Source organism: [Leptolyngbya] sp. PCC 7376 (genome assembly GCF_000316605.1).
In the GTDB taxonomy this organism is placed as follows: domain Bacteria; phylum Cyanobacteriota; class Cyanobacteriia; order Cyanobacteriales; family MRBY01; genus MRBY01.
In genome coordinates, this window is record NC_019683.1 from 4,792,398 (window position 1) to 4,813,221 (window position 20,824).

Here is a 20,824-nt window from a genome sequence, read left to right on the forward strand (position 1 = left end):
AGCGACAAGGATTAACTTTAGACTCATCCTAAAGACAGACTAGTTCGTTTCATTTCAGGCTGCCCGAAGGAACATATTGATCAATATCCGCAGCTTGCACAAGAAAGAGTTGCGATAAAAATGAGAACTAAGTTAAATTTAGTTAAGACATCGTCATAAAAAGCGTAATCTTTAATCAAAACCTTGACAGCAATTGTTTAGTGTATTAGGCAAAGTCATTTGCCATTAAATATAGTACGGACAGTTGGCTAAATTTTAGATACGAAGTATTGAATAAAAAATAGCGAAGATTAACCCATGAAATCATCTTGGAAAACCATTGTCCTATGGGCATTGCCGCTGCTTGTCATCGGCTTTTTTGTCTGGCAGGGGGCTTTCTCATCAAATCCTGCGAATCTCTCTAACGGCAATACTGCGAATATCCGCATGAGCTATGGTCGCTTCTTGGAATATCTCGATGCTGGTCGTGTGACAAGTGTTGATTTGTACGAAGGTGGACGTACGGCAATTGTTTCGGCTGTTGATCCTGATCTCGATAATCGTGCTCAGCAACTCCGTGTCGATCTCCCAGGGAATTCGCCTGAATTGATCACGAAGCTTCGTGACGCAAGGGTTGACTTTGATTCTCACCCCGTTAGCAATAATGGTGCTGTGTGGGGCATTTTGGGTAATTTAATCTTCCCTGTTCTTTTAATTTCCGCTCTATTCCTTCTGTTCCGCCGCTCCAGCAATATGCCCGGTGGACCTGGTCAAGCAATGAACTTTGGTAAGTCCAAGGCGAAGTTCATGATGGAAGCTGAGACTGGCATTATGTTCGATGATGTCGCTGGTATTGAAGAAGCGAAGGAAGAACTGCAAGAGGTTGTGACTTTCCTCAAGCAGCCTGAAAAGTTCACTGCTGTTGGTGCGCGTATTCCTAAGGGTGTCCTTCTTGTGGGCCCTCCCGGAACCGGTAAGACTCTCCTCGCTAAGGCGATCGCCGGTGAAGCGGGTGTACCGTTCTTCAGTATTTCTGGTTCTGAATTTGTTGAGATGTTCGTCGGTGTTGGTGCATCCCGCGTCCGCGACCTTTTCAAAAAAGCAAAAGAAAATGCGCCTTGCCTAATCTTTATTGATGAGATTGATGCCGTTGGTCGTCAGCGTGGCGCTGGTATTGGTGGCGGTAATGATGAGCGTGAACAAACTTTGAACCAACTCCTCACTGAGATGGATGGTTTCGAAGGCAACACAGGTATCATCATCATCGCGGCAACTAACCGTCCTGATGTTCTCGACTCTGCACTCATGCGTCCTGGTCGTTTTGACCGTCAAGTTACCGTTGATACCCCTGACATTAACGGCCGTCTAGAAATTCTTGAAGTTCACGCTCGCAACAAAAAGCTAGCTGAAGAGATTTCTCTCGAAGTTATTGCCCGCCGTACTCCCGGTTTCAGTGGTGCTGATCTTGCAAACCTTCTTAATGAAGCTGCTATTCTTACAGCTCGCCGCCGCAAAGAAGCGATCACAATGTTTGAGATTGATGATGCGGTTGATCGCGTTATCGCTGGTATGGAAGGGACTCCCCTTGTTGACAGTAAGAGTAAGCGCCTAATTGCGTATCACGAAATTGGTCACGCAATCGTCGGCACAATGCTCAAAGATCATGATCCTGTCCAGAAGGTCACCTTGATTCCTCGCGGCCAAGCTCAAGGTTTAACCTGGTTTACCCCTAACGAAGAGCAAGGTCTCACAACAAAATCTGAATTGATGGCTCGTATCGCCGGCGCGCTCGGTGGTCGTGCAGCTGAGGAAGAAATCTTTGGTCATGATGAAGTGACAACGGGTGCTGGTGGCGACTTACAACAAGTCAGTGGCATGGCCCGCCAAATGGTAACTCGCTTCGGAATGAGTGACCTTGGCCCTCTTTCCCTCGAAAGTCAGCAAGGTGAAGTTTTCCTTGGTGGTGGTTTGACCAGTCGTTCTGAGTATTCTGAAGAAGTGGCTTCTCGCATTGATGATCAGGTGCGTGTTATTGCTGAGCAAGCTCACGGCATTGCACGCCAGATTGTTCGTGATAACCGTGAAGTCGTTGACCGCCTCGTCGATCTCTTAATCGAGCGTGAAACAATCGGTGGTGAAGAGTTACGTCAGATTGTTTCTGAATACACTGAAGTTCCTGAAAAAGAACAGTTTGTACCTCAGTTTTAAGGCTCTTTAAATCTGCTGCACAAATTTAATCTCTAAATTCCTAAGAGTAGGCGATCGCCTACTCTTTTTTATTGGTTTCATCTGAATTTCAAACCTTATTGCCAGTCTAATCCCATTACAATTTAGACAAGCTCTCTCAACCCCAATCAATCAATGTCGCAACTTCCCTCTGATACGAATTTGCCTGAGTCTGGCGGTGGTTTACCAATCATTGATTATTGGGCGAGAAAGAGTGTAGCGCCGAATGGGATCAAGCTTTGGCAAACTCTAAATCATAAAAGTGCCTGTTTATCCTGTGCCTGGGGAACAGGTGGTCAGAATGGTGGCTTTGTAAACGAAGCAGGGGAATATTTACAACGCTGTGCAAAAAGTGTTGAGGCGATCGCCGCAGAATTGCAGTCAGGAATTAAAGAAGATATTTTTAAACAAAAAACAATTTCTGAGTTGCAACAATTAACCTCTAAAGAATGCGATAAATTGGGACGTTTGCAATACCCAATGATTCTGCGAAAAGGTTCTGAACATTACGAAAGAATTTCTTGGAAAGAGGTTTTTGAGGTTACAGAGGTAGCTTTCAAACAACCTCCGGAGCGGGTCGCCAGCTATAGTTCTGGTCGTTCATCCAATGAAGCAGCTTACCTACTGCAACTGATGATGCGAGCAATGGATAGTAATAATTTAGCCGATTGTTCCGACCTCTGCCATGTCCCTTCCAGTGTGGCTTTAAAGCAGGTTTTTGGGTCTGGAACTTCGATGGTGAGCTTGGAGAATTTAAAGAAAAGTGACTGTGTTGTTTTAATTGGTTCTAATGCGCCTGCAAATCATCCTCGTTTAATGAATGAATTGATTGAAATTCGTGAGCGAGGTGGCCAAGTAATTATTATTAATCCTCAAATTGAAATTGGTTTAGTGAAATTTGCATCGCCAGCTTTTCCGATTAAATCGATGCTCAAAAAAGGATCAGATATTTCTAATCTTTATTTACAGCCAATTCCTGGTAGTGATGCTGTGTTATTAATTGCCATTCAAAAATCTTTAATTGAACAAGATCTTGTTGAGTTTGATTATCTCAAAAAATATACAGAAGGCTGGCAGGATGTCATCAGTTTTGCAAAGACAACAAGCTGGGAAACATTAACCGAGGTATGCGGTTTATCTCGTGAAGAAATAGAAGAGGTCGCTTATACCATTGGCAGTGCAAAAAATGTGGTGTTTGCTTGGGCAATGGGTATCACTCAGCAGAAAAATGGTACAGATAACGTCAAGGTGATCGCCAACACGGCGTTGATGACAGGTAATGCTGGCCGAGAAGGGGCAGGAACAATGCCGATTCGTGGCCATTCCAATGTGCAAGGTTTTGGATCGATGGGGGTGACGATTCGCTTAAGCAAAGAATTGAAAGCAGCTCTCGAAAAATTGTTGGATCGTCCGCTGAAATTGAACGAGGGTTATGATGCGCGGGGCTTGATGGAAGCTGCCGATGCAGGAAAAGTTGATAGTTTGTTTTGTCTGGGGGGAAATTTTTATGGGGCAAATCCAGATCATCTTCAGGGGAAAAGAGCTTTGGGTAAAGTGGAGACAATTTTTTATGTTTCAACGAAGCCCAATCAAGGCCATTTTCACGGTTTAGGCAGTAAGCAAACGTTAATTTTGCCAGTTTTTAATCGCTTTGAAAATCCCCATAAAACCACCACAGAATCGGGCAATAATTTTGTGCGGTTGAATGATGTGGGCAAAACCCATCTCAAGGGAGATTTAATTTCCGAGGTGGATTTAATCACTGAAATTGCCCATCGTATCCACGGGGAAGGGACGATTGCTTGGCGAAAATTGAAGGATACAGAATACGTGCGGGAACTCATTGCCCAAACGATTTCTGATTATCATCCTCTAAAAAAAGAGAATCAGCCCAGCACAGAATTTCTGATTGAAAACCGCATTTTCGAGGAGCCAAAGTTTGCGACAGAATCTGGTTTGGCTCAGATGGAGGCGATCGCCCTGCCAACATTGACAGAGCCAACACTTCAAGATTTTCAAATACCCGAAAATACTCCGGCGATCGCCTTGATTTTAGGATCAGGCCGAAGCTACGGACAACATAATACAGTGGTTTACCAAGAGGGAGATAAGTATCGTGGCATGCCCCATCGTCATTGCATTTTGATGAATATGGATGACATAAAAAAAGCGGGTTTTACGCCCAATCAAAAGGTGACAGTGCAGGGCGATCGCCACGAACTAGAAAATATTGAAATCATTCCTGGAGCTATTCGAGAGGGAGCAACATTTATGTTTTATCCAGAATCGAATTGCCTATTTGGTGCCAACACAGATCCCAAAAGTGGGATTCCGGCCTTTAAGCGCGTTCCCATTGCCGTTTATGCTCCCTAAGCATCTAGAGGTTGAGCACTGCCTGTTTTACTGACAGTGACAGCCCTTTCACTTATAATGACGAGAGCGTTTTTATCAGAGTTTAATATTATGGCGTCCGCAATTATTCCTTTCGCTGGCTATATTCTTGTTTTCACAGGACTTGCCCTCGGTGGCTTTCTTGGTCTCCGCGCTGCGAACATCATCTAAGAAAAAAATATTTATTTTCTTGAGCTGTTTAACCTCGTTCTTTCTGCAATGGGTTGGCAGCTTTTTTATTGGCAAAAAAGGTTAGGGAAAATCACCGTCAATGTCTTTTTCTGTGGAACGCTGGCTCATTTCTTTTCAAGATACGGCTCAGAAATCCAAAGAGCTTATTACGCTTTTATCCGTAGATGAACAAGAACGGGCAAAACGATTTAAGTTTACGGAATTACAGGATCGATTTATTGTCGGTCGCGGCAGTTTACGACAAATTTTAGGCTCTTACCTCCAGCAACATCCCGCAGAGATCGAGTTTTCCTATGGTGAGTATGGCAAACCTTTTGTCGAAAAACTCTCTTTCAATTTTTCCCACACAAAAGAATATGCCCTTTGTGTTGTCTCCCAGGAAGAGGCGATCGCCGTTGGTGTTGACATCGAAACACAAGATCGCGGCACACAGGCTTTAGCTTTAGCTCAACGCTTTTTTCATCCCGACGAATATAGCTACCTTCAAACTGTGCCAGTCGATAAACAGCAGGATATTTTTCTGCAATTCTGGACAGCGAAAGAAGCTTATTTAAAAGCGAAGGGTATTGGTTTGCAAGGTGGCTTAGATCAATTTCAAATTCAGCTCGAATCAACTCCACACATCATTTGCTCTGATGCAGAAAATTGGTCACTAAAAATGTTTCAGATCAATACAAATCATCAGGGGGCGATCGCCGTAAATTCTGCTCAGTGCCACCATATTGATCGGGGTATTTGGGGAGCAACCTAAAGCTCTGGATATTCGTGGCTTACATAGGGCAAAGCAACAACTTCAGCCATAACATCTCCGGCAGTTACCACATCGCCAACATCACCGCTTTTGGTACGTACATAACCAATCGCGAATTTATTCTCAGCGTCAACACTAGTAACAATCCCAGCCCGTTCGCCATCCACCGTCAGTTTTGTACCTGGTTCGACAGCTTCAGCTAATTTGAGTCCGAATAATCGTTGTTTGACACCTTTATAAGTATTAAGTCGCGCAATAGTCTCTTGACCGATATAACAGCCTTTATCGAAAGAAATACAGTGCCAAAGGCCAGCTTCAAGGGGATTATAATCGTCTGCCAATTCAGTATCAGGGGCAGGTCTCCCCTGATGGATACGCTGCTTTTCCCAAGCAGTTTCGCCCATCGGTACAGCGCCTAAATCAATGATTTTTTGCCAAAGTTCAACGGCATTTTCAATCGGCACAAATAGGGTGAAGCCTTCAAAGCCAAGGTCAGTACCCGTCGCGCAAATAATTTCTGCCTCACCGATGGCGATCGCCTGATGTCCTTTATCGGGGAATATTTGTAATGGTGTTTCGGTGAGCTGTTCTAGCGTTTTTCGCGACTCAGATCCATAAAGCGTCAAGATACTAAATTGCCCAGTGATATCACTAATTTCCACCTTATCCATTGGGAAAAGAAATCGATCAAACCACTCCATTAAAAATTCAGTTTTGCTGGGGGATACGGATACCCACAATTCGTCTTTGAAAATATGAACTGTGGCGAGATCAATCGTGCGGGCAGTGGAATTCACCAGAACCGTATCGCAACTCTGTCCGGGCTGGAGTTGCTGGATTTGATTGGTGCTCTGATTATGCAGATATCTTTGGCGGTCGGCTCCGGTAAATTTAATCAATCCCCAATGGCTGCGATCGCCCACAACACAACCTGTTTTTAGAGCCGCAGTAATTTGATCATCAGCGCCAAAACTAAGAACCGCATTGCCAGCGTCATTGAGAGTTGCACCTTGCTGTTGGTGATAGGTGAGCAGTGGAGTCATATTGGTTGCACGGAGGGGAAAGCGTCACAAGCTTACATTATGACAAGAAGAGAGGTTACACTGTCATAAATTCTTTTTTGCCGTATTTTATTTGCGATCGCCACCCATGGATTTATTTCGTCAGCAGATTTTACCGTTCCTCATTTTGCTCATTTTCTTACTTGCCCTAGGCATCGTGAGCGCGAGAATCTTTTTGCCGATGGATATGATGGCACCCGCACCAATTGGCTTTTTAGGTTAAGGCATTTTTGATGTTGCCAGAGGGGTTTAGGTTAGATCGCGGGAGCACAACAGATCGGGCTATACTCCTCAAATTTTTGCACCGCAGTTACCGAGAATCTTATCCGGATGCGGGCTTCGAACATTTACAAAAAACACTCCAGAGTTATTTCACTACTGAAACGCCTTTATGGTGGGCGCGCAATCAAGCTGGAGTTGCAGTGGGTTGTCTCTGGCTAGGCACAAGTATTGATCAAATTACAGGCGATCGCCACAGCCATATTTTTTTGATTTATGTATTGCCAGATTATCGTCGTCAGGGAATCGGTTCCACCCTGATGCAAACGGCAGAGGAATATGCCAAGGCTAGGGGCGATCGCCAGATTACGCTGCAAGTTTTCACGGTCAATAAAATAGCCCAAACCTTATATGAAAACCGCGATTTTCAGCCCCATTCACTACTGATGTCAAAATCTTTATCCGACAAGTCCTCCCCTCCGAAGTCAGGGTAAGATCAGTCACTAGGTTTAGTTGGGCTTTTGGAGTGTAATGCAGTGAATATTGTCATCTTTATCATCATTGGTTTTATCTTGGGGGCAGCAGCGCTGTATCTCATGCAAATGAAAGATTTAGACCGATTAGATGAGGCTGAATTTGAACTCAAAAAGTCCCGTCGTGCCCTTGTCGATGCGGAAGCAGATCACGAGGCTAGACTTAAACAGGCGATCGCCGAACTACAGACGAACTATCAACAAAAACGAGAGTTAGAGGTTCAGTCCCTAACCCTCGACTTTAATGAAAAAATCCAATTGCTCAAAGCAAAACTACGAAAAGTTGCTCCCACTGAAGAAATCCCGAAGCTCGATTTCGCCATACCGAAATCATCGAGCCAATCTTTAACCCTTGACCCACCGAAGCTAGCTGCTGACATTCAGTCCCTTGAGGAGCCACCCGAGCTTAAGATTTCTATTCCAACAGGGAAAAAAATCGATCCACCAATCATGGCGCAATCTTTACAAACTGATAACGCGGCGATCGCCACCCCGACTCAAGACGAGAGCGAACCACCAATCCTTGCAGCTGAGGTTATATACTCCAGCAATCCTTCAGAGCAAACCGTATCAGAACCCTCTGGCAAACAGATTGATCCGCCGATTCAAGCACAGTAATTCTAATAAAGCACCGCAATTAAAATACGGCTAAATCAACTTAAAAGTCTTAATGGTACTGGTGATCAGTCCAATCATGTACCGAAGAAGTATATCGTCCGTAATCATTTTCAGAGAGAATTTGCTCGATTCGACGATCAACAATCCCTCGTTCAGCGGTACGTTTTAGCGCTTTTGCAATCACCAACTGCAAGTTATCCCAACTCAATGTAGGAGTTTCAGGATCTAGGAGATGAGCCCGACGGAGCAATTCTTCTAGCTGAACTAGAGTGCTTTCTGCCGTTTGGTAGCGCGGATCACGGTCAGGGGGGAGTGGTGTTGAATTCCGTAGTGGATCCCGTTGTACCGCAGCTAAAGCCTGTCGTACTGACGTCGCTACTTCTTGTTTTAATTTCAATTGGCCTTTCGCAGCCTGTCTTTCTTTCCCTTGCTCGCTAGAGGCATATAGAGGGGGCAACCGATTCAGTGCAAAAGTTGCGACTTCAGAGATATCAATATATTTCACCAACTTAGCGGGCATCGCCTTCAGCTGTCGATGAATCTCTTGATGCACCAAGGTCTCCATAATATTTTGGTAGGCGCGGAGATTGCCTTTGCCGGGGGAGGATTTTTTTGGTTGACCCATGATCGATTCAGACAGAGAAAGGTTTAAAAGTGCGGATGCGTGTATCCCAGCTCAGAAGTCAGGCATGGCTAAAAGGGTTCCGGGGAACTTACGGATGCCAGACATATTTTTTATCTTACTGTGCTTACTTAGGAATTCCGTACATTAGTCACAGAAAACGTTGTGTTTAGTTACTATTCGTCTAACTTAATTTAGTTTTTCTGGGCAACGACAGCATAAAACGGATCACGATTGCCCATACCGATCATCTGCAAAATATTGGGCTGAGCAGATTTGGCGATCGCCTGAGGATCAGAAAAGCCCTCGGTACTCGAAAAATAACGCTTTACTAGTCGGATATGATCCGAATCTGAACTGTCTCGCCACGCGGCGATCGCCTTCTGATAAAACATACGATTCGAGAAACTGACAATACAGAGCCCACCTGGAGCCAAGATCCGTTGAATCTCGGAAAAAATCGCCTCAGGATTTTGCAAGTACTGTACTGACACTGCAATTAACACTGCATCGAAACTCTGATCATCAAGGGGCAACTTCAGATTTTCATTGAGGTTCTGCACAAAAAAATGGTCTAAACGGGGATTTTTGGCCAGTTCATCCTCATTCATGCCATGACCTTCCACGTGGCTAAACGTCATATCCGGCAAATGAGAGACCCAACTACTCATCAAATCCAAGATCCGACTATCTGGCGTTAAAAGCTCTTCATACAGAGCCGTTAACTGTTCAATAAAACCATCATCAACATGGGTGACAAACCTTGGATAGTCATAGAAAAAGACATCATCACTGATATCTAATTTTTGGCGTTGCTCAGCAGCGAGAATCATCGGCAATGAAGTACAGAGAATAAGTTAAATTGGGAATAATCAGGGCATTTACCCACGCTATCTGCCCCAATCAGGCACAGATATGGATATTTCTAAGGTAACGATTTCTTGCACGAAAAGCGACTGTTCAGGCAGGTCCCCTCTACACCACTCTCACTGCAATATTTGTCAGACACCTGTCTTAAAGCGTTATCTCCATGTTCTCGCTGCACCAGAGGATTTATTAGCCCCCCAAACATTTTTGGCAGACCGATATTTGGTCACGGACATCCCTAATATCGTTCTAGACACCCAACCCCATTATTTGCCAGTTGTCACCGATAATCTACCTGCTGAAATTGAGACATATCTCAAATTATCGACCCATCTTCTGCACTGCCCTAAGGTCTTCGGACTGACCCAAAAAGAAAACGGCCACTGGCTCCTCGAATATCCCTCTGTTACCCTCACAGCAGAGGGTTTACCACAATATCCCGCATTATTTCTATCGATCAGAGAAGCTTGGCCCTCAGCAGAACCACTACAGCAACTAAATTGGCTCGGGCAAATGGCTGGTATGTTGCCCACTTTTTTAACAGAAGGAGTCGCTGGAACTTTCGATGATTTGTCTTTGCTTGGAGTGAATGGTGGCGTTGTTCAAATCCGTCAGCTACTCTTTGACCGGAATCGCAAACTTGATTTTCAAGAGTTGGCACAAGCTTGGCAAGAGTTATTAGGCACTGCTGACAAAAGTATTGAGAAATTTTGCCGCCGTTTATACAAAGAGCTAATCCAAGGCAAAATCAACAAACCGCAACAGCTCCAAAATATTTTGACCGCTGGTATCGAGGAGCTAGGGCGATCGCACTACAAATACAAATACAGTCTTTACACCCAAACCGATTCTGGGCCAACTCGCGATCACAATGAAGATGCTTGTTTTCCAGAATCAGGGAAAGTACATAGCAATTTTCCATTAGCCATCGTCTGTGACGGGATTGGAGGCCATGATAAAGGGGAAGTCGCGTCGGCGATCGCCATCTCAACCCTTGCAGAACAGCTACTCATAGAAGATCCCAGCACTCTTAACCCCGCCGGAATTACAGAAGCAGTCTATGCAGCCAACGATGCCATTACGGCTTGCAATGACGAGGAGAATCGCCGTGAACGCGAACGAATGGGAACCACCGTTGTTCTTGCTCTGACCCAAAAACCAAATATTCACCTCTGCCATGTGGGCGACTCTCGTATTTATCGCGTCACATCTGAGAGTTGCCACCAAGTAACCTACGACGATGATCTCGGTTCCCGCGAAGTGCGCCTCGGCTATGCCTTATATCAAGATGTATTGTCCTATCCTTCTGCTGGTGCTTTAGTACAGGCACTAGGTATGAATCCTTCGCAATCGCTCCACCCAACAACCCAAACCTTTGCGGTCGATTGCGATACTGTTTATCTGCTATGTTCCGACGGTCTTAGTGATTATGGCAAGGTCGAACAGTATTGGCAGTCTGAAATTGTTCCTTTGCTCTCCGGTAACAAAGCCATTAACGACGTTGGTGAAAATCTCATCGAAATTGCCAACACAAAAAATGGACATGACAATTCGACTATTGCCCTTTTGCATATTCAACTGAAACGACAAAAAGCTGTACCGATAAGTTTCCCTGAAGATCTCGAGGGCATCTTAAATTTGCCTGTCACCTCACAGCAGCAAAATGCGCCCTACGAGACCAGCAACAAAAGTAATAATGCACCTCCTCCACAAACCCAACCTTCTGTGGCACCTCGCCGGAAACAGAAAGCAAATTGGCTATTGCTATGTATTGGTCTATTAGGTATTGGGGGAATTGGGTTGTTGTCCTATGAGATGTGGCGACGACTGCAAAGTACCGATATTATTGTCACGCCTCCAGAGCCAGATACGCCCATTATTGAACCCAAACCGATTTCTGAGGAGCCAGTCGAAACGCCCACTATTGCCATTCCAGATCCTGATGAGCTGGAACCAGAAGAAGAAACAGCGGATGCGCTCACCAAAAATCAAATTGTGCGTCTCCAATCCACAGCTCCCGTTATTGCGACTTATACTCCTCAGGCGATCGCCGATACGGAAGCTCCAACAGTTTGGATTCCCGGCGGTAGTGTGGCACAGATTAAACAGGTCAACACTGATGGCAATTTGCTTTTAGAGGTCTGTTTAGTAGGAGAACAAACACCACCTGATACAAGCACGAAGATTTTGGCGAAGGGTAACCGAGGTTGGAGCCAACCCGATCAAGTAGAAACCCAGCAAGATCTAAATTTTGTAGTCACTTCAGATATAGAAACCCTCTGCCAAACTCAAGAAGCTCCAGTACTCGCAAATTAATTATCGAGGGACATCTGGAGAACTCAGTTGTAGCGGCGATCGCCCAAAGGGCAGACCGTAGGGCTCAAGAATCTCAATATCGTAGCTCTGCTGTAGATAACCCCAAAATTCTAAAAAATGATCGCGCTGGGCTTCGTTGAGATGGTAAAAACCGTCATCATCTTGCCAACAAAGAGCTGTAGCAGGTGTATTTCCCATAGGATATTGCCGAAAAACATTACCTTGCTGTTCGTCCAGTTCTGGTGCTAATCCCGCTGGACGTTGACTAAACAGTAATCCTTGTAGGCGATCGCCAAAATTACGGTCATTAATTCCTTCAGCTTGGAATAGACGATGGAGGGTATCAAGGCGAAAAGGCTCACTGGGCAAAATCTTGAGCAAAATGCCGAGCAGAAAATAATCATGGTACCGGTGGCGATCATTATCAATAACTTGAGGCATCAAAGGTACAAGACCCAATCCCACTGCAATCCGACTAATCTGAGAGGGGGCAGTATTACGAATCAGCTCAGCTTGGGGAAATTTTTGTTGGAGTGATGCCGTCAGCCATTGGTCACAATATTCAAAATTTGAACCGCTACAAATAATTTGCTGAATGCCTTGGGACATTACTCCAGCTTTCGCAAAGAGGTGATTAATCTGTTGATTGAGCTGCTGCTGAAACGGATAAATCACTTTTCGCTCTAGTTCCGGGCGGATAACTCGCCATTCCTGTTGACCAAGATGGGCTGCAAACTCTGCACGTTGCTGGAGCAGCATTTTTGTTTGATTAGCCGCCTGTAGGAGCGATCGCCCCACTGGAGAATTTCGCCATTGCCATGCCGCCAACAGTCGACGCTCTAAATCGATTTCACCGGCGCGGGGCATAATTTTCGCGAGCTTACTCAGAGCATCCTGCAATTGCGGCAACCATTGCGGATAAATAAGTTGACATAAAATATCTTGCTGAAGCGCGCTCCCACCATAATCAAAGCTGTGGCTATGGATTTGTGAGGCTTTGAGCTGCGGTAAATAGGAAGGCAAATCCACAACAGCTAAATCAGTATGGCTCTCATCACTATGGATAATCAGCGTGCCGCCTTCGGTGTGGGGCAACTGAGCCTGAAAACCCAATAATGTGGCGATCGCCCCAGAGACAAACAGCACTTGCTCACCTCGATTCACCAAGGAAACTTGGCGCAGTACCTCACGAATATTGAGGCGGTAGGTATCTCCCCAATTACTGGGCAGACTTACAATCACTCCAGCTAAACGGCCGAAGATATCTCGCACCCGCGTTGGCGAAAGTTCAGACACGACACTTCGATCCCGCAAAACACAGAGCAAAAAGACGAGGGCATCGCTCAATGACTTTAAAGGCAATTCAGGTGGCGTTGACCAAGGCAAAGTGGGCAGCCATGTCCCATCCACCTCAGCTTGGTAGGTAGGAGCCAATCGTAAAAAAGGGAGCCAACCGTTAAGTGTTTTACCAGAAACGAGTCCACTCTCTACAGCAATTTGCCAAGGTTGAGAGAGGCTATCAGAAGCGGTAACTGTCATCGGCAAAGAAAATTGTTGCTGATCACCGTTCTGCCAAAATAACGGGTATTGTTGCTGGCGATCGCCATTAATCAGTACCGCGCTCAAATGGGACGTACTAATATCTAAGCCTAGATACCACTGTTGATTCATATATATCTAGCCCTAGTCTAAGTCCCTTGTGATGTGTCGTTGTTATCATCCCAAGGATTATCAGGCGTTTCATTCGCCACTACGTCGACTTCAATGGCTTCTCCAGAAGACTCTGAAGTGTCTGTTGTCGTTTCAAATTGCACCAAATCCTCAGCTAGCTGATTCATCTTTTCCGGGTCGAGCACAGTCACATCCACGGGCGTTACTGAGCCTTCATCCGTATCTAAATCAGGATTGAGATCTTCTGTCGTTGTCGGCTCTGCATCAGCATCAACATCAGCAACCTCTTCCCCTTGCTCAGCCTCAGTTTCCTGAACATTCAGCGCACCATCTTCGAGCAAGTCTGTCAGTAGCTGAATCGTTTTCACTGTAGTCTTTTCTGTGCCCTCGCCACTTGTTTCTGAAGTGGTTGGTGGTGGCGTTGCAATCACAGATTTCAAGTCAGGGGTCTGTGCCTGCGACTCTGGGGAATCCGTAGACGCTACCGCATCACCAAAGAGAAATGTTTCGGCAGCGATCGCCTCTGAACCAGCCTCATTATCTGTCGTTGAAGATGACGAGTCATCACCATCACCAAATAGACCTTCTTCAGCTACCGATGCCGCAAAATCCAGATAGGATTCAGACCCTCTCTCTTCTGGAGTTTGAGCAGTATTGTCCGAATCATTCGATTCACCTGCTGCCTGTTCTGCTTGGTAATCGAAACTATCCGCACCAAACAGAGATGCCGTTTCTGGTGGTTCTTGGGAATCTGGAGCAACATCCTCAGCTTCGTCTCTCGTCAAATTCATCAAAGAATCTAACTCGGGGGAGTCTGGCTCCGCTGGAATATTATCTTTTGGTTCTACTGGATCGGGACTGCGAGGAATCGTCGAGGTCGAAAGATCAGCTTTATCCATCACGGCTTGCACGCCATTGAGCTGCCTTAAATTTCCCGTCAAACTTATGCCATAGGCTGCAATGTCTTGTTCAAGGGCTGTAAATACTGTGTGAATGGTGCTATCTAAATCTGAAACAGACTTATCTAAATTGTTTTGCACTGCTTGGAGATGTTCCGTTGGCGATCGCCCGGGATCCGTTTGCGCTTCACTCGCTGCAAAACCTGCATCCTCCAAACCTTGCATTGGATGAGTGACCGAACTGATATAGCGGAGTCGCTGCTCAAATAACTCAACAGCTTTACCCAGATGGGTCTGTAATAGTCCTTGAAAACGTGAGAGCAACTGCTGAGGGAACTCTCCAAGCGCTGCTTCATATTGCTGGTTAAGTCGATAAATTTCTCGCTCTAAAATTTGTTTTTGTGCCGTTAACTGATCAAGCTCTTGGCTAATCGGAGCGACCCATTCCGTTTTCTTCAGCTGTAGCTCCTGGATCACTGCTGCGGCGATCGCCCCAGCATCACCACCACTGACGACAAGGTCACCACCACCCTCCTTATCTCGTTGGTCGTAGAGATAAACCAAATAATCCTTAACCTTAAGCAGCACTTCCTGCTGATGATTTAGATTCTGCTGAAGTTCAGCCAGTTGATCTGTCTCTGGTAGATCACAAACCCTTTCCAAATCACTAATTAAAGGCGGTAAATCGGTAGCAAAGTTCACAATGGGTAACCTGTCCAAAATTCAGAACCATCAACTAGCCCAAAACAAGATGGGCATTTTTATCATAAAGTTTAACCCTGAGAAGAGCACCAAAACATCATGAAACTGTTAATCTATGTGTCAAAATGGCTAAATTTGTTAGATTATCGCCGCTGAAACCAGATAACTTGATTACAAGTTACCAACACATCAGTTAAAAGTATTTCCGTTTCATTTAGAACAGACTATAGTAAAGCTGGTAATTTGAACTGACGACACTGCTGTTTACAGCCTATTTATTAGAAGATTTTGCACAGACAGAACTATGGACGACCGCTACGGTAATCGAGAACTCGACAGCGATTTTCAGGATCTCATTGCATCCGCTCTCTTTTTTCAAGGATTACCTGCAGAGAGCCTAAAGAAGGCTGCTAGTCACGTTGTGACCCGTACCCACCCTGCAAACCAAGTAATTTTACTTGAAAATGATTGGGGTGGATCTGTGTATTTCATCCTCGATGGCTGGGCGAAAATTCGAACTTATAATATCGACGGAAAAGAAATTACGCTCAACATTTTGGGGCGTGGCGAAGTCTTTGGTGAAATGGCAGCCTTAGATGAAGTTCCCCGTTCTACCGACGTTATCACCCTGACTCCCACAAAAATTAGTAGTATTCCAGCTCAGGACTTTGTTGACCTCATTTATGGAGAGCCGATTGCTGGAGTGCGCCTAGCTCAGCTGATGGCAAAACGTTTGCGCCAAGTTAACAGAAGATTACGTCTACGAGAAGCTGATAGTGTTTCGCGAGTGGCTGATACATTACTCTTCCTCGCAGATGGTCAAGGTAAGCCTATTGGCAAAGAAGGTCTAGAAATGCCGAACTTACCTCACCGTGAACTCAGTAGCCTTAGTGGTCTTGCACGAGAAACAGTAACCCGAGTGCTAACCAAGCTTGAAAAGAAAAATCTCATTAAGCGCACGGCAGATACTCTCTGCATCCCTGACATTAATGCCCTTGATGACATGATCAACTAACGGTGTGTTGTGACTGAGTATTCTTCTGAAGCGACAGGAACTCCCGAAGAGATTAATTGGGTTGACTTAGATGAATTAGCTCCCGGTAGCCCGACAGAAGTTATTTCGCCACCAACACCGGCATCTTCATCGAAGCATCGCCGTACCCTTGTGCTAGTGGAAACGGCTTTTTTGGCGAGTACAGCAAGTCTAATTTGGCTGATTAATTTTTATTTTCCGATCGGGCCACTGTTGAGGTTATTTTTTCCGTTGCCGATCGCCCTTGTCTTTTTACGGTGGGGATCACGGGCAGCATGGATGGCAACGCTCGTATCAGGGTTACTACTCTCGATTTTGATGGGGCCAACCCGCAGCATTATTTACGTAATTCCCTATGGAATTATGGGTGTGCAGCTGGGGTGGATGTGGCGTAAACAGGTCGGCTGGGAATGGTCGATCGCCCTCGGAACAGTATTGGGCACAATTGGCTTTTTCTTTCGGGTTTGGCTACTGTCTTTTCTACTCGGCGAGGATTTATGGGTTTACGTCATCTCTCAAATTTCGGAGTTGGCAGACTGGATATTTTTACATCTAGGGTTATTAGTACAACCAAATTTGATGTTTATTCAGCTCTTGGCGATCGCCATGTTGCTTTTAAACAGTGTGTTGTATCTCTTCGTGGTGCATCTGGTGGCGCTAGTAATGCTAGATCGTCTTGGAAATCCGATTCCGCGGCCTCCCTACTGGGTGCAGGTTTTGATTGAGTACGAAGAATAATTTTTTATTTGCTCCAATAATTTTTAAATGTGAGTGGTTTTGGCTATGTCCTCAAAGCTTTATCAACAGATCCGCGAATTTTATGATGAGTCCAGTGGGCTTTGGGAATCAATCTGGGGAGAGCATATGCACCACGGCTATTACGGTCAGGGCGGCACAATTCAGGTTAACCGTCGGCAAGCTCAAATTGATCTCATCGAAGAGTTTTTAGCTTGGGGCAATGTCAAAGCAGTCGAAAATTTTGTCGATGTTGGCTGCGGTATCGGCGGTAGCACTCTGTATCTAGCAGATAAATTTGGCGCAAAAGGAGTTGGGATTACGCTCTCGCCAGTGCAAGCCAATCGTGCAACAGAAAGGGCAACGGAGCAGAATCTACAAACTCAAGCAGAATTTAAAGTGGCAGATGCCCTCAATATGCCGTTTCGGGACGGGGAATTTGATTTGGTTTGGACGCTCGAAAGTGGGGAACATATGCCCAATAAGCGCCAGTTTTTGCAGGAATGTACTCGCGTCCTGAAGCCGGGTGGCAAATTGCTTATGGCGACTTGGTGTCATCGTCCGACTGATTCTGTGGCGGGCAGTCTCACTCCTCAAGAACAAAAACAGCTCGAAGATCTCTATCGGGTGTATTGTCTGCCTTACGTGATTTCGCTGCCAGATTATGCGGCGATCGCCACAGAGTGCGGTTTAGAAAATATTGTTACGGCGGATTGGTCAACGGCGGTTGCACCATTTTGGGATCAAGTAATTGACTCTGCGGTAAAACCCGATGCTATTTTTGGAGTGCTCAAGGCAGGCTGGAAAACAGTCCAGGGAGCCTTGGCGCTTGATCTGATGAAGAGTGGATTTCGACGTGGCTTAATTCGATACGGCCTATTGCAAGCGACCAAGCCTTTCAAATAATCCCAGCCAATAAGAGCTGAGCATGGAAAAATTAGCCGCGTTTCAAATTTTGATCTGGCGTCAGAATTCGTCTCAGTAGGCGCAATACTGATGGTTGTCTGAGTTGAATTCGTCGCGTCGCCCATGCAAGTTTTTCTGGATCTAATCAGTATTTCGCTCCTATTTATGGCTATCCTCGTCGTGATTACAGGTGGCCTAAATGCGCTTTTTGGTTGGAATTTAGCCATTAGTGTGAGGTCAACGGTACCGACAATGGCTCTCCCTGACGATTTCACCACGGTTATCGCATTGGCGATCGCCCTACTTTTACTCAGTGGATTCTTTTACGCCATTGCAGATCTCAAACGCACAGGGGCATTTCTCAAAAAATATCGTTGGCCAGTGTTTGCAGGAGTTGTGGTGGCGATCGCCGCAAGTGTGATTAGCCTCGCAAATTTTGCGCCGCATTTACCATTAGAATTAGCCGTCCAGAGTAGCGATGAAGAAAAAGCGATGGAGCTTTTGGAACAGCGTGATTATCCAGCGGAAGTGCTGAATGATTTGATTTACTGGTCGCTCAAATATGAGGATTTTGAGTTGACCAAAGCGATGGTGGCCAAAGGTGCAGATTTAGAACATCGACGCGGTGAATTTAATACGACGCTTTTACAAAGTGCTGTACTGTATTTTCCGTCAACGGCGACTGATTTTTTGATTGGGCAAGGGGTGGATGTAAATGTCCAAGATGATTATGAACGAACCGCTCTGCACCATTTACTGAGTTATCGGGAAGGCAATATTGAGAATACTGATGAGGCCGAAATTCTGGCGATCGCCGAAACTTTAGTAGAAGCTGGCGCAAAGATAGACCTTAAATCCGAATTTGACGAAACGCCCCTGGACATTGCGAAATCTAAAAACTATGACACTATTGTGAGCTTTTTGGAATCGCTATAATTGCCAGATCTAGCCCAAGTTCGAGACAGAATTTAAGAGATAAAACGGGGTGAGCGGAGGCAACCCAAGCCTTGGTATGATGTAGCAATTCAAAGTTTAGAGAGGCGATCGCCCATGACGACTCACTTCATCACTGCTGAGATTGATCTTCAGGAAAACCCGGCAGAACTCCAAAAAGAAATCGAAAAAGAACTCGAAAAACGCGGCGAAACACTTCGTTGGGCTATTACCGACGTAAAAGACGATAAAGCCACTGTCGAGGCGATCGCCGTCACTGCTGACACCGAAGCATAAGCGCGTAAACACGTAACTATGACCTTGACCGCAGCTCCCGACATCGATATTAAACAATGGCAAGATTGTCATCCCCGCTGGCACGAAACGTTTCAGCGGGTTTCTCGTCTGGAGCCAGAAGCTCTACTGGTACCCCATAACCAAGGGGCTCTGTGTCGCATAATCCAGGATGCCCAGCAGAAACAGAAACGTCTCATCCCCTGCGGCAACGGTACAAAATTAGCGTGGGGCGGCGTCGCAAAACAGATTGACTGGCTGGTCAGCACTCAAAAACTCAATCGCATTGTGGATCATGCCGTCGATGATTTGACGATTACCGTAGAGGCTGGGGTCACTCTCAAAACCTTACAAACTCATCTCCGCCAACACAATCAGTTCTTACCCTTTGATCCAGCTTTCCCCGACGAGGCAACAATGGGTGGCATTGTCGCCACCGCGAATGCAGGTAGTTGGCGACAACGGTATGGCGGTGTCAAAGATTTATTGCTCGGCATCACGGTAGTTCGTGCCGATGGTCAACTAGCCAAAGCAGGAGGCAAAGTCGTCAAAAATGTGGCGGGCTATGACCTCATGAAACTTTTTACAGGTTCATACGGCAGTTTGGCGATCGCCACCGAACTCACGTTTCGCCTTTACCCGCAACAGCAACTCATTAAAACGGTCTTACTGACGGGCAACCAAACTCAAATCGACACAGCCCAACGCCGACTTTTAAATTCTGTGTTGACTCCAAGTCGCGCCGATCTTTTGGCCCCGGCACTGATGCAAAAACTGGATCTCACAGAGAATTTCGGGATGCTCGTCCGATTTGCAGCTATTCCAGAAAGTGTTGACGCACAAATTGCAGAGCTTGGGGCGATCGCCAACGATTGTGGACTTGGCATAGAACATCACCCCGAAACACTTTGGGACACCTTGACTGAACAGATTTATAGTTATCCGGTGTCTTGCAAAATAGGTCTTTTACCGCATCAAGCCTGTAATTTTTTAGCGACTGTTGAACGTTTAACTGATGGCCAGGCGATCGCCAGCATCCATTGCAAAAGCGGCTTAGGATTAGTCGCATTTCCTCACGAAAAATTTCTGCGACAATTCCAGGATCTACGTCGTTATTGTGAACAACATCAAGGCTTTTTAACGATGCTCGATGCCCCCTACAGTACAAAAATACAATTTGATCCTTGGGGTTATGGCGGCAATGCTCTACCTCTTATGAAAAAAATCAAAGCGCAATTTGATCCACAACAACTTTTCAGTCCTGGGCGTTTTGTCGGCGGGATTTAGAGCTTTAGGTTACAGGCAAATTTTCAACAAACTGCTCTGGCTTTTCAGGAGTAATGACAACCGTTTTTTTGTCGCCAATTTCTAGCACAACCGATAGACGTGGCGCAGTGGCATAAGCATCATAGTTCCCCAATTTTTTATTCCGGAACTTGCCGACAAATGCAAAGAAACCACCATTCCCAAACAGTCGTAATGACTTATCCATGGCTTCTGGATCATAGGTCGCACTGGTTAAATCATTAAGAGCAATTTCAGTCTGCCAACCCAATCGCTGAATGACGAGGCGATCGCCTGCTATCTCATAGCCTCGCACCATAAATGCCGCTGACAGCACAATCACTACAATCAAGAGAGCAGCCGTAAAATAGAAAAAAGGATTCGGGTTCAGCTGCGCCACCACGAGTAAAACAATGACTGCTGCCACCAGCAAAACCCCTGTTCCTGCAGTTATATAAGTCAGGGCCTGACACCACGGAGCTTTAAAAAATAATGCCTTTGTCATTGCTTTTTCCAAATGCTACTTTCACGGTAGCTAAGCTTTAGTAAATAGGCTCTAAAATTTTGCCCAATTTAATAAAATAATAACTGT

The 20,824-nt window shown here is 45.6% G+C and carries 20 protein-coding genes; 14 read left to right on the forward strand and 6 right to left on the reverse strand.

Annotated elements, in window-relative coordinates; translation table 11 throughout:
• Positions 1-297 precede the first annotated feature (297 nt).
• The 4 genes from ftsH2 to LEPTO7376_RS21510 all read left to right on the forward strand — a co-directional run bounded on the left by ftsH2 (position 298) and on the right by LEPTO7376_RS21510 (position 5,539).
• On the forward strand, positions 298-2,187 hold the full coding sequence (gene ftsH2, locus LEPTO7376_RS21495; RefSeq protein WP_015136120.1) for an ATP-dependent zinc metalloprotease FtsH2: 1,890 nt from the start codon (positions 298-300) through the stop codon (positions 2,185-2,187).
• A 153-nt stretch (positions 2,188-2,340) separates the two neighbouring features.
• Complete coding sequence (locus LEPTO7376_RS21500; RefSeq protein ID WP_015136121.1) at positions 2,341-4,578, forward strand: FdhF/YdeP family oxidoreductase; 2,238 nt, start codon at positions 2,341-2,343, stop codon at positions 4,576-4,578.
• A 90-nt stretch (positions 4,579-4,668) separates the two neighbouring features.
• The gene (petL, locus tag LEPTO7376_RS28790; RefSeq protein ID WP_015136122.1) at positions 4,669-4,767 is read left to right on the forward strand and encodes a hypothetical protein; all 99 of its coding nucleotides are present in this window, start codon (positions 4,669-4,671) and stop codon (positions 4,765-4,767) included.
• A gap of 100 nt (positions 4,768-4,867) precedes the next feature.
• Complete coding sequence (locus LEPTO7376_RS21510; RefSeq protein ID WP_015136123.1) at positions 4,868-5,539, forward strand: 4'-phosphopantetheinyl transferase superfamily protein; 672 nt, start codon at positions 4,868-4,870, stop codon at positions 5,537-5,539.
• Here the strand turns inward: LEPTO7376_RS21510 and LEPTO7376_RS21515 are convergent.
• Positions 5,536-6,582, reverse strand: a complete 1,047-nt coding sequence (locus LEPTO7376_RS21515; protein ID WP_015136124.1) for a folate-binding protein YgfZ — start codon at positions 6,580-6,582, stop codon at positions 5,536-5,538. The two genes, LEPTO7376_RS21510 and LEPTO7376_RS21515, sit on opposite strands and share 4 nt — an antisense overlap.
• Before the next feature lie 106 nt (positions 6,583-6,688).
• Here LEPTO7376_RS21515 and LEPTO7376_RS28530 point away from each other — a divergent pair, with 106 nt between their 5' ends.
• From LEPTO7376_RS28530 to LEPTO7376_RS21525, 3 genes are all read left to right on the forward strand, one after another.
• Positions 6,689-6,823 (forward strand): hypothetical protein, encoded by a 135-nt coding sequence (locus tag LEPTO7376_RS28530; RefSeq protein ID WP_015136125.1) that lies wholly within the window; start codon positions 6,689-6,691, stop codon positions 6,821-6,823.
• 76 nt (positions 6,824-6,899) lie between these two features.
• On the forward strand, positions 6,900-7,313 hold the full coding sequence (locus LEPTO7376_RS21520) for an N-acetyltransferase (protein ID WP_264308934.1): 414 nt from the start codon (positions 6,900-6,902) through the stop codon (positions 7,311-7,313).
• Between the two features lie 42 nt (positions 7,314-7,355).
• Positions 7,356-7,970: a hypothetical protein gene (locus tag LEPTO7376_RS21525; protein ID WP_015136127.1), complete on the forward strand. Its 615-nt coding sequence runs from the start codon at positions 7,356-7,358 to the stop codon at positions 7,968-7,970.
• 49 nt (positions 7,971-8,019) lie between these two features.
• Here the strand turns inward: LEPTO7376_RS21525 and LEPTO7376_RS21530 are convergent, their stop codons facing one another.
• Complete coding sequence (locus LEPTO7376_RS21530; RefSeq protein WP_015136128.1) at positions 8,020-8,595, reverse strand: late competence development ComFB family protein; 576 nt, start codon at positions 8,593-8,595, stop codon at positions 8,020-8,022.
• A 191-nt stretch (positions 8,596-8,786) separates the two neighbouring features.
• Positions 8,787-9,425 carry a class I SAM-dependent methyltransferase gene (locus tag LEPTO7376_RS21535; RefSeq protein WP_015136129.1) on the reverse strand — a complete coding sequence of 213 codons (639 nt, stop codon included), beginning with the start codon at positions 9,423-9,425 and terminating at the stop codon, positions 8,787-8,789.
• Positions 9,426-9,507: 82 nt separating this feature from the next.
• Between LEPTO7376_RS21535 and LEPTO7376_RS21540 the strand changes: the two genes are divergently transcribed.
• Positions 9,508-11,775, forward strand: a complete 2,268-nt coding sequence (locus LEPTO7376_RS21540; RefSeq protein WP_015136130.1) for a PP2C family serine/threonine-protein phosphatase — start codon at positions 9,508-9,510, stop codon at positions 11,773-11,775.
• Here LEPTO7376_RS21540 and LEPTO7376_RS21545 read toward each other — a convergent pair whose 3' ends face one another.
• On the reverse strand, positions 11,776-13,446 hold the full coding sequence (locus LEPTO7376_RS21545; RefSeq protein ID WP_015136131.1) for a hypothetical protein: 1,671 nt from the start codon (positions 13,444-13,446) through the stop codon (positions 11,776-11,778).
• A gap of 17 nt (positions 13,447-13,463) precedes the next feature.
• Positions 13,464-15,047: a hypothetical protein gene (locus tag LEPTO7376_RS21550; protein WP_015136132.1), complete on the reverse strand. Its 1,584-nt coding sequence runs from the start codon at positions 15,045-15,047 to the stop codon at positions 13,464-13,466.
• Positions 15,048-15,351: 304 nt separating this feature from the next.
• Here LEPTO7376_RS21550 and LEPTO7376_RS21555 point away from each other — a divergent pair, with 304 nt between their 5' ends.
• The 6 genes from LEPTO7376_RS21555 (at position 15,352) to LEPTO7376_RS21580 (ending at position 20,235) form a co-directional block, all read left to right on the forward strand.
• Positions 15,352-16,062, forward strand: coding sequence for a Crp/Fnr family transcriptional regulator (locus LEPTO7376_RS21555; protein ID WP_015136133.1), 711 nt, complete (start codon positions 15,352-15,354; stop codon positions 16,060-16,062).
• A gap of 9 nt (positions 16,063-16,071) precedes the next feature.
• A complete protein-coding gene (locus tag LEPTO7376_RS21560) occupies positions 16,072-16,818 on the forward strand; it encodes a DUF2232 domain-containing protein (RefSeq protein ID WP_015136134.1) in 747 nt (248 codons plus the stop codon).
• A 45-nt stretch (positions 16,819-16,863) separates the two neighbouring features.
• Positions 16,864-17,721: a methyltransferase domain-containing protein gene (locus LEPTO7376_RS21565; protein ID WP_015136135.1), complete on the forward strand. Its 858-nt coding sequence runs from the start codon at positions 16,864-16,866 to the stop codon at positions 17,719-17,721.
• Between the two features lie 123 nt (positions 17,722-17,844).
• A complete protein-coding gene (locus LEPTO7376_RS24045; RefSeq protein WP_015136136.1) occupies positions 17,845-18,657 on the forward strand; it encodes an ankyrin repeat domain-containing protein in 813 nt (270 codons plus the stop codon).
• Positions 18,658-18,771: 114 nt separating this feature from the next.
• The gene (locus LEPTO7376_RS21575) at positions 18,772-18,951 is read left to right on the forward strand and encodes a hypothetical protein (RefSeq protein ID WP_015136137.1); all 180 of its coding nucleotides are present in this window, start codon (positions 18,772-18,774) and stop codon (positions 18,949-18,951) included.
• Between the two features lie 18 nt (positions 18,952-18,969).
• The gene (locus tag LEPTO7376_RS21580; protein ID WP_015136138.1) at positions 18,970-20,235 is read left to right on the forward strand and encodes an FAD-binding oxidoreductase; all 1,266 of its coding nucleotides are present in this window, start codon (positions 18,970-18,972) and stop codon (positions 20,233-20,235) included.
• A gap of 4 nt (positions 20,236-20,239) precedes the next feature.
• On the opposite strand, the gene LEPTO7376_RS21585 is transcribed toward LEPTO7376_RS21580, so the two are convergent.
• The gene (locus LEPTO7376_RS21585; protein ID WP_015136139.1) at positions 20,240-20,737 is read right to left on the reverse strand and encodes a PH domain-containing protein; all 498 of its coding nucleotides are present in this window, start codon (positions 20,735-20,737) and stop codon (positions 20,240-20,242) included.
• Positions 20,738-20,824: the final 87 nt, after the last annotated feature.

Coding starts and splice junctions, on each gene's coding strand:
- ftsH2 (WP_015136120.1), top strand. CDS start 298: ATGAAATCATCTTGGAAAACCATTGTCCTATGGGCATTGCCGCTGCTT.
- LEPTO7376_RS21500 (WP_015136121.1), top strand. CDS start 2,341: ATGTCGCAACTTCCCTCTGATACGAATTTGCCTGAGTCTGGCGGTGGT.
- petL (WP_015136122.1), top strand. CDS start 4,669: ATGGCGTCCGCAATTATTCCTTTCGCTGGCTATATTCTTGTTTTCACA.
- LEPTO7376_RS21510 (WP_015136123.1), top strand. CDS start 4,868: ATGTCTTTTTCTGTGGAACGCTGGCTCATTTCTTTTCAAGATACGGCT.
- LEPTO7376_RS21515 (WP_015136124.1), bottom strand. CDS start 6,582: ATGACTCCACTGCTCACCTATCACCAACAGCAAGGTGCAACTCTCAAT.
- LEPTO7376_RS28530 (WP_015136125.1), top strand. CDS start 6,689: ATGGATTTATTTCGTCAGCAGATTTTACCGTTCCTCATTTTGCTCATT.
- LEPTO7376_RS21530 (WP_015136128.1), bottom strand. CDS start 8,595: ATGGGTCAACCAAAAAAATCCTCCCCCGGCAAAGGCAATCTCCGCGCC.
- LEPTO7376_RS21535 (WP_015136129.1), bottom strand. CDS start 9,425: ATGATTCTCGCTGCTGAGCAACGCCAAAAATTAGATATCAGTGATGAT.
- LEPTO7376_RS21540 (WP_015136130.1), top strand. CDS start 9,508: ATGGATATTTCTAAGGTAACGATTTCTTGCACGAAAAGCGACTGTTCA.
- LEPTO7376_RS21545 (WP_015136131.1), bottom strand. CDS start 13,446: ATGAATCAACAGTGGTATCTAGGCTTAGATATTAGTACGTCCCATTTG.
- LEPTO7376_RS21555 (WP_015136133.1), top strand. CDS start 15,352: ATGGACGACCGCTACGGTAATCGAGAACTCGACAGCGATTTTCAGGAT.
- LEPTO7376_RS21565 (WP_015136135.1), top strand. CDS start 16,864: ATGTCCTCAAAGCTTTATCAACAGATCCGCGAATTTTATGATGAGTCC.
- LEPTO7376_RS24045 (WP_015136136.1), top strand. CDS start 17,845: ATGCAAGTTTTTCTGGATCTAATCAGTATTTCGCTCCTATTTATGGCT.
- LEPTO7376_RS21575 (WP_015136137.1), top strand. CDS start 18,772: ATGACGACTCACTTCATCACTGCTGAGATTGATCTTCAGGAAAACCCG.
- LEPTO7376_RS21580 (WP_015136138.1), top strand. CDS start 18,970: ATGACCTTGACCGCAGCTCCCGACATCGATATTAAACAATGGCAAGAT.
- LEPTO7376_RS21585 (WP_015136139.1), bottom strand. CDS start 20,737: ATGACAAAGGCATTATTTTTTAAAGCTCCGTGGTGTCAGGCCCTGACT.